Here is a 12,918-nt window from a genome sequence, read left to right as displayed (position 1 = left end):
GTTGTCGGCGAGCCGATAGCCAGGGCCGGTGCCATCAGGTACATCCATGGACTGCCGTATGGCCCTCAGATCAGCCTGAGAGTGAGCCGACTCGGCCCTTGACGGCGGAACATTAAGCACACCCGAACTACGCACAAAATTCGCAAAGTTATAATTCTCCTCCTGAGAGTGCGCGGCAGCGGAGCCTTGGTGAGGCTGGGGTTCTGGCTGCGAGCCGGAATCCCTGGGCGCGGAGGTCGGTGCCATTTTCCATCCTTTGCTCGAAACAATGCAGTTCAGGCCGGCAACCGGCTGGGAGTGGGCGAGGCAAGGAACAAGCGAGAACGGACGAGCGGGTTCGGCAGCGGTGTGGCGACACCGGTCTTCACATCGGAACCGCACATGATGCTGGGCGAGCCTCTCCTCGGCCGACCATCCCCCATCCCCCTGGCCTCACAACGGAGGAGGCGCCGAAACAGTTCAACCTCACCGACCCTTCACGGCCACCGTGCCCCAATCGCAGACCGACGGGCACCACATCGTTCGCGCGTGCAGGGCCTCTGGGGCGGCGGTGAAGCAGGGGCGTGCCTGACGTCCTCGCTGCGTTGCCGTGTCCTTGGGGTCGCGTAGGACGAGGGCGCCCGGCGGGACTCCGCCGGGCGCTGTGTCGATGAACGGGTGGGGCGGGGTGTTATCGGAGCCCGGAGTCCAGGGCGTTCATCAGGGTGCCGCTCGGAGTGTCACCGGACATCTCCCAGATCATGCCGCCGAGCAGCCCCTTCGACTTGATGTACTCCGTTTTCTTTCCGATTGACCAGGTGTCGTCGAAGGACCACCACTGGCCGCCGTTGCCCGTGTAGCCGTAGGTGGCGATCGACTGGGGGTCGTGGACGACGGTCATGCCCGGGTAGCTGGTGATCAGGTTCTGGTAGCCGCGGGTGCCCGCCTCCTCCGCGAACTGGCCGGGGGCCGCGCCGTTCGCGGTCTGCCACTCGCCGCCGGCCCCTCCGTCGGCGACCTCCTTCCAGCCTCGGCCGTAGAAGGGGAAGCCGATGGTGAGCTTGCGCGGGCTGACACCGGCGTCGGTGTACGCCTTCACGGCACCGTCGATGCTGAAGTCGTTCGGGTAGGGCGACTGGGCGTCGGTGTACAGGTTGGCCTGGTGGCCGGTGCGGTTCGGCTCCCAGGAGTTGTCGCTGCCGGCGCCGTGGAAGTCGTAGCCCTGGACGTTGGCGTAGTCCAGATCGCTGAAGATCTTCGAGGTGTCCCAGCCGGTGTCGATCTTCTTCGGGTCGGCCGGGGTGAACGCGGTGAGCAGCTTGTGGTCGCCGCCGAGCGCGTCGAGCTGCTTGCGGAACTCCGCGATCAGGGCGGTGTTGTTGGCCTTGTCGGCGGTGCTCCAGTGGTTGCCGGGGTGACCGTCGGGGGATCCGGGCCACTCCCAGTCCAGATCGATTCCGTCGAAGATCCCGGCGGCGGCCCCCGGTCCTCCGGCGCCGTTGTACGCGGGCAGGTCGCCCTTGATGTACATGTCCACGCAGGACTTCACGAACTTCTTGCGGGACGCGTCGGTCGCGGCGACGTCGGAGAAGTACTTGGAGAACGTCCACCCGCCGAGGGAGATGACGACCTTCAGGTTCGGGTACTTGGCCTTGAGCTTCTTGAGCTGGTTGAAGTTGCCGCGCAGCTTGCCCCAGCCGTCGTCGGCCACGCCGTCCACGGACTGGGAGGCGGCGAAGGCACGGCCGTAGTCGGCCTCGGCGTCCCCTGCCCCCTCGCCCTCGTTGGGGTCCTGGGGGTTGCCGGAGACACCCTTGACCACGCCGTTGAGGCAGGTGAGGTTGACGGGGTCGATGTTGCCGAAGGCGTAGTTGACCACGTCGAGTTTGGCGGCGGCGCCGGAGGTGTCCAGGTTCTTGACGTTGTACTGGCGGCCGTAGATGCCCCACTGGACGAAGTAGCCGACGGTCGCGTAACCGCCGTCGCCGACGGCCTCCCGGGTGGTGACCGTGAGGGTGCTGCTCGCCGGGGAGGCGTTGTCGGCGGCGTCGCGTGCCTTGACGGTGAACCCGTAGGCCGTGGCGGGGGACAGTCCGGTGACCGTGGTGGTGAGGGTGTCCGCCGGCACCGTGGCGACCTTCGTGGTGCCCTGGTACACGTCGTAGGCGGCGATGCCCTTGTTGTCGGTCGCCGCGTTCCAGGCCAGGGCGACGGTGCTGGAGGTGACGGCGGTGGCGCGCAGGCCGCCGGGGGCGGTCGGCGGGACGGGGTCGGTCGCCGGGTCCACGGTGGTGGCGGTGACGGGTGCGCTCGGCGTACCGAGGTTGCCGCGGGTGTCCTTGGCACGGACGGTGAAGCTGTAGCCGGTCGCCGGGGTCAGGTCGCTGACGGTGGCGGAGGTGGTGGCCGTGGCCGCCACGACGGCGTCACCGCGCAGCACTTCGTACCCGGCCACGGGGAAGTCACCGCGGACCGAGGCGTTCCACTTCAGGCTCACCGTCCGGGCCGTGGTGCCGGTCACGGACACACCGGCCGGTGCGGACGGGGGCGCGGCGGGGCTGCCGTCGCACTTGTCGCCGTTGATCAGGCAGCCGGTCGGCGCGGTGATCGGACCGGTGGCGACGAACCAGTAGCTGTACGGCTCGGTGCTGCCGTTCGCCGGGACAGTGGCGTTGTACTGGGCGTTGCTGACGGTGACGTGGGAGCCGTTCACGGTCGCGGTCCCGTTGTAGTGCTGGCTGATGGCGACCCCGGCCGGCAGGTCGAACTCCAGGGTCCATCCGGTCACCGGTGCGCCACTGTTGTTCTTGACGACGAACGTGCCTTTCCACCAGGGGCCGTTGTCGGCGCTGGTGAACGAGGCGGTGAGAGCGCCCGCCGCCTGTGACGGCGTGGCGATGCCCAGCAGCCCGCCCAGAGCGAGGGCGAGAGTGGTGAGCGCGGCGACGAACCGCCGTCGCGGAGACGCCAGGGGTCTGGCCGGCTTGGGTCTGATCGACCTGGATCTGGTGAACACGGTTCTCCTTGGTGTGGGGAGGCGGGAGCGGGATCCCGCGTCGCGTGTCCGTGCACCGACGCCCGATGACGGGACGGTCGTAGGGCGCGTACCTGTCCGAGGCGCCGTGGTCGGCATCGGACAGGTGCGCTGGACTGTGCAGTCCCAGAGAAAGCCCGTTGTCGCATCCACGTCAATGAGCGTCGAACAGGATTGGACTGGACCAATCGCGCGTACTTCTCGCCATGCCGACCTCCCGTCCCTGGCGGGCGAGCCAGGAAAGGGCTAGACCAATTTCCGTGATTTTTTAGGTCCCTTGGACGCGGTTCCCCTGGGGGCGGGTCCCATGGGTGCCCAGGCTTTTCCATGATCGTGAACCGGGTCCGTACGCACGTGGCGCGCGGAAGCTGGCCCTCTTGCCTCGCCGCCCACCGTGACGCCTGCGTCGTTTCTGGCCGTGGCTCCCGGTGAATCAGTACCTGCGCCTACCCGTTGTGGCAGTGGGAGCGACGCCTTGGCGGAATCCGGCCTGCTGTCATCCCGCGCCGATCGATAATGATCACGCCGGCGGGGTTTCCCGGCCTGCCGCCGTCTCGTGCCTGTCGTGCACGAATGAAGCGCACCGGTAAGGAGAGGACATGCCAAACTCCAAAGCCCGAAAGAAGGCCCTCCTGGAGGAGTTTTATAAAAGTGGTAAGAGCCGGAAACGGTTCGGGAGTGAAAAGGGGGTGAAATTGCCGACGTTCAGTAAATGGGTGACCAACTCGGAGAGATACCTCGTTGATCCCGAGATCATGAAAGGCCGTAGGCGAGTTTCGCCAAGTGACATCACGCGGATCCTTGAAGAATGGTTGAAGGACCCGCTTGAGCGTACGTTGGCCGATTTTGGTGCCGCGCAGTCCAGACCCATCCCTTCTCCAACAATCGACAGATGGGGGAGTGGGGCGGAAAAGTATGGTGTGTCGCAGAAGGAAGTGGATGAATGTAAGAAGGTTCGAAAGAGAAAGAACCCTCCGAAGTCATATGAGGATGACCAGAAGAAGGGCTATATACTTGGCTTTCTCAGGCAGAGGGACACGGTAAGTGGATATGCTCTGACTGTGGGTGTCCTGCCTCAAAATCTCGCAGAATGGTTGCGTAACGCGGCGAGGTACGGCCTGAATCAGAAGCTGGTGGATCTCGCCGTGCAGAACAGACGGGAGGCGTTCAGGCTCGGGCTCCAGGATTCCCTGGAGATTTTGCCTCCAGGGCCGCCGGTTGCGGGCCGGACTGAGCCTCCCGGTCTGTCCGGCCCGGCTGAGTCCCCGGGTGCGGGACCAGCGACAGCGTGCGGAGGCTTGAACGCGGCCGGCTCCGTCGCCCCGTACCTGCAGGCTTATCAGCCGGATTTCTCATCCGTGCCGTACGCCCACAGCGATGCGCAGGATCAGTATGTGCGGTCCGTGGTGGCCGGCCAGGTGCTCGCGTACCATCATCTGCCCGCCGTGTACGGCGATTTCCGGGCCGGTTTGTCCCACCCGGAGAACCGACCGGTCAATTCGTTCCTGCGTGACCCGAAGGGAAAACCAAGCCACCACCGATAAAGGTGGCAAGGCGGCGTCCGGCCCGGTGTCCCTCACAGTGCCACGCGGGCCACCGCTCCCGTCTCCAGGGCCGCCCAGAGGGCACCGTCCGGGCCCAGTGTGATGCCATGCGGTTCGGATGACGGCGTCGGCAGGTCGTACTCGGTGATCTCGCCGCTCGCGGTGATGTGGCCGATGCGGTTCGCGCCCCATTCGGTGAACCAGCAGTCCCCGGTGGAGGCGGCGACGATGGCGTGGGGTCTGGCCGTGCGGTCGGGGAGCGGGAATTCCTTGATGTCACCGTCCGTCGAGATCCTGCCGACCTGGCCCGCCGCGATCTCGACGAACCACAGGTCGGCGCCGTCACTGGTGATGCCCACCGGAGCGGCGCCCGGGGTGGGCAACGGATGGACGGTGGTGTCGCCGTCGGTGGTGATGCGGCCGATGGCGTTCGCCTGGTTGAGGGTGAACCACAGGGCTCCGTCGGGACCCGCGGTGATCGCCGAGGGAAACGCGCCCTCGACGGGAAGGGCGAACTCGGTGATCTCTCCGGCGGTGGTGATACGGCCGATGCGGTCGGTGTTCATCTGCGTGAACCACACCGCACCGTCCGGCCCGTCGGTGACCCCGAACGGTCCGCTGTCCGGCGTCGGCACGCGCCAGGATTCCGTCTCGCCGTCCGTGGTGATCCGGCCGATCCGGTGGTCCAGGGACCGGGAGAACCACAGCGCCCCGTCCGGCCCGGGGGCGATGACCGACGGACGACAGCCGGGCGAGTCCAGGGGGAATTCCTTGAGTTCGCCGTCGAGGGTGAGCCGCGCGATGCGACCGCTGTGCACGAAGGTGAGCCACAGGGCCCCGTCAGGGCCGGCCGCGATGCCGTAAGGCCCGGCCTCCTGGTCCGCCACGGGGATCTCCCGGACGGCCCGGGCGTCGCAAGGGCGCACAGAAACTCCTCGCTGGGACGGGCCTCAGGTCCTGTTCCCGGACGATGCCCTGACTCGGACTCGTACCAGGTCGTGAACGATCGCTGTCACGATCACCACCGCACCCTGCCCGGGTGCGGAAGGCGGCTGCAACCGCTTTTCCCGCGGGCGCTTCACCCTCCTACTCCGGCTCCGGCTTCGACTCCGGGAACACCTCGTCCGACGGCACGCGCGTCGACCCCGCGCCAGATGTTCTGACCTGACTCCAGGGGCGTTCAGGCGTCGTAGACGGTGGAGCGATGCCCGACGGTCACCACCCACACCACCAGCTCGCCGTTGTCGATCGTGTAGATCACGCGGTAGTCGCCCACCCGCAGGCGGCGGCGGTCGGGCTGTGAGACGAGGGCGGTGGTGTCGAACCCCAGCGGGTCGGTTTCCAGCTCGGTCAGCTTGGCCAGAATACGGAGGGCCATGTCTCGCGGGACCTTGCGGAGTTCGGCCTGAGCCTCGGGTCGGAAGACGGTGCGGTATTCACTCACTGCGCGCCAGCGTCTCCCTCATGATGTCCTCGATCGGGATGCCGGGTGCGGGGTCGGCCATGCGCTCGTCGATGATCCGGTTGATCTCGCGCTCTTCCCACTGCTGATACTTGCGCAGCACCTCGATGGACACCACGGCGGCGACCTGCTTGCCGCGCCGGGTGATGACGGTGGGTACGTCGTCCCGGTCGGCCCGCTCCACGACCTCGGCCAGATGCGCCCGGACATCGCGGATGGACTCTATGGGCAGCGGTTGTGTCATGTGTCCGAGTGTACCGAGTGACGCAGATGTACACCACGGCTCATGGTTGCTCGAAGGCGCCCAGCAGTCCGGGCGCCCAGCATGCGTCCCGCGGGGCGCCGGCCAAGGAAGCGGCAGACCCTTGCCGGAGTTGGCTTCTACGATGGAGCATCGGTGAGCCCACGCCGGGCGACCAAGGGAAAAGGGGGCCGGGGCGGATGGAGTTCGGCATCACCATCGGGGAGGAACAACCGTCCTCCGGCGGGCTGACGGCGTCTTTGCAGCGCTGGCTCGCGGCCGATCCTGAACTGCGTGGCGAGGTCACCTTCGCTCCGACGTCCGGTGCCGTCGCACCCGGCTCCATGGGCGGCGGGAGCCTGGACGTCGTCAATGTCGTGGTGAGCAACTCCCTCGCGCTCGGTTCGCTGCTCGTCGCCCTGGCCGGCTGGCGGTCCTCCCGCCCGCGGCCCCCGCAGATCACCCTGGAGCGGGACGGCGTCGTGGTCACGGTCCACGACGCGTCACCGGAGACGGTCGAGCTGGTTCTCGCCCGCTTCGGCGACGTCCCCGGCCCCGTGGGGTCCACCGCGGACGGAGACGACACCTAGTCGTGGTCGCGCTGTCCGATCCGGCCTCTTCCCAGGCCGTACTGGTGGGCGTGCACGAGTACGCCGTACTGGAAGACCTGCCGGCGGTCGCCAACAATCTGCGGGGACTGCGCGAGGTGCTGACGGAGCCCACCGTGTGGGGGCTGCCCGAGGACTCCTGCACGGTGATCGAGCAGCCGTCGCGCACCGATCAGGTGCTGGATGTCGTACGGGAGAAGGGCCGCCTGGCCGAGGACACCCTCCTCGTGTACTACGCGGGCCACGGCCTGACCGACCCGCACACCGACGAACTGTACCTCGCGCTGACGCACTCCGACCCCGAACGCGAGTACACCTCGCTGCGCTACGAGTACCTGCGCCGGGCCGTCCTGGACCTCGGGGCGCGCGCCCGGCGGACGGTCGTGATCCTCGACTGCTGCTACAGCGGGCGCGCGCTGCTCGGCCGGATGAGCGCCAGCGCGCACATCGCCGACCAGGCGGCGGTCGAGGGCACCTGCCTGCTCACGGCCTCGGCCGAGACCCGGCCCGCGCTCTCGCCGCCGGGAGAGACGTACACCGCGTTCACGGGCGAGCTGATCGGGGTGCTGCGGGACGGCATCGCTCAGGGGCCCGATCCGGTGGACATGGACACGTTGTACCGGCAGGTCCACCGGCGGCTCGCCGCCCGCTCCCGGCCGCTTCCCCAACAGCGCAGCCGCAACACCGGCGGCTTGATCGCGATTGCGCGGAATCGATCCGCGCCGGGCTCGGGAGGCGGGGCGGACCCGGAGACGGCGGACGGCACGACGCCGGACGAGGCGGCCCGTCAGCAGGAGGCCGCCGAGCGGCTCGCGGAGATGGAGGAACGGGAGGAGCGGCTGCGCCGGGAGGCGGAGGAACTGCGCCGGGAGGCGGAGGAACTGCGCCGCGCGGCCGAGACCCGGTTGGAGCGGATGCTGCAGACCGTGGGCCGCCTCGCCAAGGCGATCGCCGCCTCCCCCGACCCGGCCTTCCAGCCGAAGTGGTTCGCCGTTCCGGTGCCGCGCCCGCTGTTCGGCGAGGACGGCTCGCTGGAGCCGCTGTCCGAACTGCAGCCCGGAGTCTGGTACTTGGCACTGGGGCGGCGCGGTGACGCCTGGACGGCGGCCGACAGCGACGGCACCCGGGGGTTGCTGCTCGACACCAGCGGTGTGCAGATCGGCACGGACACCCGGCAGTCGGACACCGGGCAGTCGACGACGCAGCAGGGAGTCTCGGACCGGAAGGGACTCGCGGACGAAAACGGGGCCGACCCGGTGGAGACCGGTCAGGAGCGCGCGTTGCGGAACCTGTGGAGCGCCCTGAGCGCGGTGGGCGGCGGGACCCGGCCCGAGTCGCCGTACGACCCGTTCTGGTTCGCCGTTCCGGTGCCGCGTCCGGTGCGCAGCGAGGACGGCAGCGGGCGGATCGTCGCGAAGCTGATGCCAGGGGTCTGGTACCTGGCCTTGGAACAGCGCGGCGATTCGATCCTCGTCCGGACCGAGGACGGGAACAGCGGCCTGCTGCTCGACACCACGGGGATCGAGCGCGGTTGACGTACGTCACCTGATGAAGAAGGGTGCCCGGCACTCACCGGGCACCCTTCGACGTTGCATACGACTGCCGTACACGACTGCCGTACGCGACTGTCATGCGTGGCTGTCGTACGCGACCGCCATGCGTGACCGTCCTGCGCGACTGCCGTACGCGTAGACAGTCAGAGCTTCTCGATCACGTAGTCGACGCACTTCGTGAGCGCCTCGACGTCCGCCGGTTCGACCGCCGGGAACATCGCGACGCGCAGCTGGTTGCGGCCGAGCTTGCGGTACGGCTCGGTGTCGACGATGCCGCCCGCGCGCAGCACCTTGGCGACGGCCGCCGCGTCGATCTCCTCGGCGAAGTCGATCGTGCCGATGACCTGGGAGCGCTTGGCCGGGTCGGAGACGAACGGAGTGGCGTACTTGGCCTCCTCCGCCCAGGAGTACAGGCGGGTCGAGGAGTCCTTGGTGCGGGCCGTGGACCAGACGAGGCCGCCCTGGCCGTTCAGCCACTCCAACTGCTGGTTCAGCAGGAAGAGGGTGGCCAGCGCCGGGGTGTTGTACGTCTGGTTCTTGCGGGAGTTGTCGATCGCCGTGGGGAGCGAGAAGAACTCCGGGACGTGGCGGCCGGAGGCGTGGACGCGTTCGGCGCGCTCGATCGCGGCCGGGGAGAAGACGCCGATCCACAGGCCGCCGTCGGAGGCGAAGGACTTCTGCGGGGCGAAGTAGTAGACGTCGGTCTCGGCGATGTCGACGGGCAGGCCGCCGGCCCCGCTCGTCGCGTCCACCAGCACCAGCGCGCCCTCGTCGGCGCCCGCCACCCGCTTGATCGGCATGGCGACACCGGTCGAGGTCTCGTTGTGCGTGAAGGCGTAGACGTCCACGCCCGCCTCGGCCTGCGGCTCCGGGTGGGTGCCGGGGTCGGAGGCGATGACCGTGGGCTCGGCCAGCCACGGCGCCAGCTTGGACGCCTTGGCGAACTTGGACGAGAACTCGCCGAACGAGAGGTGCTGCGACTTGTTCTCGATCAGGCCGTGGGTGGCGATGTCCCAGAACGCGGTGGACCCGCCGTTGCCGAGGACGACCTCGTAGCCGTCGGGGAGCGAGAAAAGGGCGCCGATGCCTTCGCGTACTTTGCCGACCAGGTTCTTCACCGGGGCCTGGCGGTGGGAAGTGCCCAGCAGGGACGTGCCGGTCGCGGCGAGCGCGTCCAGCGCCTCCACCCGGACCTTGGAGGGACCCGCGCCGAAACGGCCGTCCGCGGGCTTGATGTCAGCAGGAATCTGGATCTCAGCCACGACGTGAGATTAGCGGTTCGGGGAAATCCCGGCGAAACCACGTCCGTCGGCTGAGACGGCGTTTCGGGTGACGGGGCGCTCCGCGCTGACGTTTTTGTCCACCAGGTGCTGACATCTCCGTCCATGGACGGAGGCGTCGAGGCCCGCCGGGCGGCGGTCCCACGGGCCGCCCGATGGTCGTGCCAGGGCCCCGGGGCGGGGCGGCCGGGCAGCGTGCGGCGACGCCCCGAAGGCTGCTGTACCGACCGCCGACCGCCGCCCGCCTGCTTTGCTGGACGCATGACGGAGGCGACGGAGGATCGTGCGGCGGAGCCGGTGCGGGACCTGGCGGCGGAACTGCGCGGGGCCGTCCGGGGCGAGGTGGCCTTCGATGTCACCGCCCGGGCGCTGACGACCATGGACGCGTCCAACTACCGGCGGGTCCCGCTCGGAGTGGTGGCGCCCCGGGACGCCGACGACGTCGCGGCGGTCCTCGGCGTGTGCCGGGCGCGCGGGGTGCCGGTGGTGGCGCGCGGCGGGGGTACGTCGATCGCGGGGCAGGCGACCGGTACCGGCGTCGTGCTGGACTTCACCCGGCACATGAACCGGGTGCTGGAGATCGATCCCGGCGCCCGCACCGCCGTCGTACAGCCCGGCCTGGTCCTGGACCGGCTCCAGGAGGCCGCCGTCCCGCACGGGCTGCGGTTCGGTCCCGACCCGTCCACCCACGGCCGGTGCACGCTCGGCGGGATGATCGGCAACAACTCCTGCGGCGCGCACTCGGTGGCCTGGGGCACCACGGCGGACAACGTCCGGGAACTGGACGTCGTCACCGCGCGCGGCGAGCGGCTGCGGCCGGGACCCGGCTGGGCGGGCGCCCCGGCGGGACTGCGCGACCTGGTCGCGGGCGAACTGGCGCTGCTGCGCACCGGTTTCCCCGAACTCCCGCGCCGTATCTCCGGGTACGCGCTGGACGCCCTGCTCCCCGAGCGCGGCGCCGACGTGGCCCGTTTCCTCTGCGGCTCGGAGGGGACGCTGAGCGTGCTCACCCAGGCCGTCGTACGCCTCGTCGAGGACCCGCCCGCGCGGGCCCTGGCCGTGCTCGGCTACCCCGACGAGAGCGCCGCCGCCGACGCCGCCGCGGGCCTGCTCCCGCACCGTCCGCTGACCGTCGAGGGCATGGCGGCCGACCTGGTGCCGGCGACGGCCGGGCTGCCCCGGGGCGGGGCCTGGCTGTTCGTGGAGACCGGCGGGGAGACGGCGGCCGGGGCACGCGCGCGTGCGGAGGCGATCGTCCGCGCCGCCGACGTCGTCGACGCGCTCGTGGTGACCGGACCGGGCGAGCAGCGGGCCCTGTGGCGGGTGCGGGAGGACGCCAGCGGTACGGCCACCCGGACGCGGGAGGGCGCGGAGGCCTGGCCGGGCTGGGAGGACTGCGCGGTGCCGCCCGCCCGGCTCGGCGCGTACCTGCGGGACTTCCGCGCGCTGCTGGCCGCTCACGGCCTGCGCGGCACGCCGTACGGGCATTTCGGCGACGGCTGCATCCACGTCCGCATCGACTTCGACCTGCTCACCGAGGTCGGCATCGGCCGCTTCCGGCGCTTCTCCGAGGAGGTCGCCGAGCTGGTGGTGGCGTACGGCGGTTCGCTGTCCGGGGAGCACGGCGACGGCCAGGCGCGGGCCGAACTGCTGCCGAAGATGTACGGGACGCGGCTGGTCGGCCTGTTCGAGCGGGCCAAGGACGTGTGGGACCCGGACGGCCTGCTCAACCCCGGCATGCTGGTCCGCCCGGCCCCGCTCGACACGAACCTCCGCTTCGCCGTCCTGCCCCGCGAACCCGTCCCGGTCGCCTTCGGCTACCCGGACGACGGCGGTGACTTCTCGGCGGCGGTCCGCCGCTGCGTCGGCGTCGCCAAGTGCCGTACGACGACGGCGGCCGGCGCCTCCGTCATGTGCCCCTCCTTCCGGGCGACCGGCGAGGAGGCGCACTCCACGCGCGGGCGGGCCCGGCTGCTGCACGAGATGCTGGCCGGGGAAGCCGGCGGAGTGGTGACGGACGGCTGGCGTTCGACCGAGGTCCGGGACGCGCTGGACCTGTGCCTGTCCTGCAAGGGCTGCCGCTCCGACTGCCCGGTCGAGGTCGACATGGCCACGTACAAGGCGGAGTTCCTGCACCACCACTACGCGGGCCGGCGGCGCCCGGCGGCCCACTACGTGCTGGGCCGGCTGCCGCAGTGGCTGCGCTGGGCCGCCAGGACCCGCACGGCGTCCGTGGTCAACGCGCTCGCCGCCGTACGGCCGCTCGCGCGGCTCGCGGGGCGGGCGGCCGGGCTCGCGCCCGAGCGGGACGTGCCGCGGCTGGCCGGCCGGACGTTCAGCCACTGGTGGCGGCGGCGGAAACCGGTCCCGGCCGACGGCGGCGACCTCGTCGTGCTGTGGCCGGACACCTTCACCGAGCACTTCTCGCCGTCGGTGGGCCGGGCGGCCGTACGCGTGCTGGAGGCCGCCGGGCTGCGCGTGGCCCTGCCGCCGACCCTGCACCTGGCGGCGCCCCCGGTGGGCGGCGGCAGGTCGGCCACGCTGAACCCGCTCGCCGTCCTGCGTGGCCGGGGCAAGGTCTGCTGCGGGCTCACCTACGTCTCCACCGGCCAGCTCGACCGGGCCCGCGCGGTGCTGCGCCGCACCCTCGACCTGATGGAACCGGTGCTGCGGGCCTCGGTGCCCGTCGTCGTCCTGGAGCCGAGCTGCGCCGCCGCGCTCCGCTCCGACCTGCCCGAACTGCTCCACGACGATCCGCGCGCGGCCCGCCTGGCCGCGGCGGTCGTCACCTTCGCCGAGGCCCTGCAGCGGTACGCGCCCGACTGGACCCCGCCCGCCGTGGACCGGCCCGTGGCCGGACAGACCCACTGCCATCAGCACGCGGTCCTCGGTGACGCGGCCGACCGGCGCCTGCGCGAGGCCGCGGGCCTGACCGGTGACCTGAGCGGCGGCTGCTGCGGCCTCGCGGGCAACTTCGGCTTCGAGAAGGGCCACCACGAGGTGTCGGTGGCCTGCGCGGAGGACCAGCTCCTGCCCGCCGTACGGGCGTCCGCGGCGGGGACGGTGGTCCTGGCGGACGGTTTCTCCTGCCGTACGCAGCTGGAGCAGTTGGCCGGGGTGCGGGGGCGGCACCTGGCGGAGGTGCTGGCACAGGCATTGGGGCCGGATGAGGATGGGGAAGGGGATGGCGATGGCAGGGTCGGATGAGCGGGAGGAG

Annotated in this window: 9 protein-coding genes; 4 read left to right on the top strand and 5 right to left on the bottom strand. The window is 70.3% G+C overall.

Translation table 11 applies throughout. From position 1 onward, the window contains the following. Positions 1 to 670: 670 nt before the first annotated feature. Positions 671 to 2,974, bottom strand: coding sequence for a glycosyl hydrolase family 18 protein (locus tag ACFYPJ_RS17495; protein ID WP_389017579.1), 2,304 nt, complete (start codon positions 2,972 to 2,974; stop codon positions 671 to 673). A gap of 638 nt (positions 2,975 to 3,612) precedes the next feature. On the opposite strand from ACFYPJ_RS17495, the gene ACFYPJ_RS17490 reads away from it, so the two are divergent. Continuing rightward, positions 3,613 to 4,557 carry a hypothetical protein gene (locus tag ACFYPJ_RS17490; RefSeq protein WP_389017247.1) on the top strand — a complete coding sequence of 315 codons (945 nt, stop codon included), beginning with the start codon at positions 3,613 to 3,615 and terminating at the stop codon, positions 4,555 to 4,557. A 32-nt stretch (positions 4,558 to 4,589) separates the two neighbouring features. Here ACFYPJ_RS17490 and ACFYPJ_RS17485 read toward each other — a convergent pair whose 3' ends face one another. The 3 genes from ACFYPJ_RS17485 to ACFYPJ_RS17475 form a co-directional block, all read right to left on the bottom strand. Next, positions 4,590 to 5,483, bottom strand: coding sequence for a virginiamycin B lyase (locus ACFYPJ_RS17485; RefSeq protein WP_389017244.1), 894 nt, complete (start codon positions 5,481 to 5,483; stop codon positions 4,590 to 4,592). A gap of 254 nt (positions 5,484 to 5,737) precedes the next feature. Next, the gene (locus ACFYPJ_RS17480; protein WP_389017241.1) at positions 5,738 to 6,001 is read right to left on the bottom strand and encodes a type II toxin-antitoxin system RelE/ParE family toxin; all 264 of its coding nucleotides are present in this window, start codon (positions 5,999 to 6,001) and stop codon (positions 5,738 to 5,740) included. Next, on the bottom strand, positions 5,994 to 6,263 hold the full coding sequence (locus tag ACFYPJ_RS17475; RefSeq protein WP_389017238.1) for a type II toxin-antitoxin system Phd/YefM family antitoxin: 270 nt from the start codon (positions 6,261 to 6,263) through the stop codon (positions 5,994 to 5,996). The genes ACFYPJ_RS17480 and ACFYPJ_RS17475 overlap by 8 nt, the downstream gene beginning before the upstream one ends. A 197-nt stretch (positions 6,264 to 6,460) precedes the next feature. Here ACFYPJ_RS17475 and ACFYPJ_RS17470 point away from each other — a divergent pair, with 197 nt between their 5' ends. Both ACFYPJ_RS17470 and ACFYPJ_RS17465 read left to right on the top strand, forming a co-directional pair. Then, positions 6,461 to 6,850: a hypothetical protein gene (locus ACFYPJ_RS17470; protein ID WP_389017235.1), complete on the top strand. Its 390-nt coding sequence runs from the start codon at positions 6,461 to 6,463 to the stop codon at positions 6,848 to 6,850. A 2-nt stretch (positions 6,851 to 6,852) separates the two neighbouring features. Continuing rightward, positions 6,853 to 8,403, top strand: coding sequence for a caspase domain-containing protein (locus ACFYPJ_RS17465; RefSeq protein WP_389017232.1), 1,551 nt, complete (start codon positions 6,853 to 6,855; stop codon positions 8,401 to 8,403). A 161-nt stretch (positions 8,404 to 8,564) separates the two neighbouring features. Here the strand turns inward: ACFYPJ_RS17465 and serC are convergent, their stop codons facing one another. Then, positions 8,565 to 9,683, bottom strand: coding sequence for a phosphoserine transaminase (gene serC / locus ACFYPJ_RS17460; RefSeq protein WP_389017229.1), 1,119 nt, complete (start codon positions 9,681 to 9,683; stop codon positions 8,565 to 8,567). A 279-nt stretch (positions 9,684 to 9,962) separates the two neighbouring features. Between serC and ACFYPJ_RS17455 the strand changes: the two genes are divergently transcribed. Beyond that, positions 9,963 to 12,908, top strand: a complete 2,946-nt coding sequence (locus ACFYPJ_RS17455) for an FAD-binding and (Fe-S)-binding domain-containing protein (RefSeq protein ID WP_389017226.1) — start codon at positions 9,963 to 9,965, stop codon at positions 12,906 to 12,908. The last annotated feature ends 10 nt before the right edge of the window (positions 12,909 to 12,918 follow it).

Origin of the sequence: Streptomyces sp. NPDC006012 (genome assembly GCF_042871185.1) — a bacterium.
Classification (GTDB): Bacteria; Actinomycetota; Actinomycetes; order Streptomycetales; family Streptomycetaceae; genus Streptomyces.
This window is presented reverse-complemented; position numbering and strand designations above follow the sequence as displayed.

Excerpts from the sequence above, each read along its gene's own strand:
- ACFYPJ_RS17470 (WP_389017235.1), top strand. The coding sequence starts at position 6,461 with ATGGAGTTCGGCATCACCATCGGGGAGGAACAACCGTCCTCCGGCGGG.
- ACFYPJ_RS17455 (WP_389017226.1), top strand. The coding sequence starts at position 9,963 with ATGACGGAGGCGACGGAGGATCGTGCGGCGGAGCCGGTGCGGGACCTG.
- ACFYPJ_RS17475 (WP_389017238.1), bottom strand. The coding sequence starts at position 6,263 with ATGACACAACCGCTGCCCATAGAGTCCATCCGCGATGTCCGGGCGCAT.
- ACFYPJ_RS17490 (WP_389017247.1), top strand. The coding sequence starts at position 3,613 with ATGCCAAACTCCAAAGCCCGAAAGAAGGCCCTCCTGGAGGAGTTTTAT.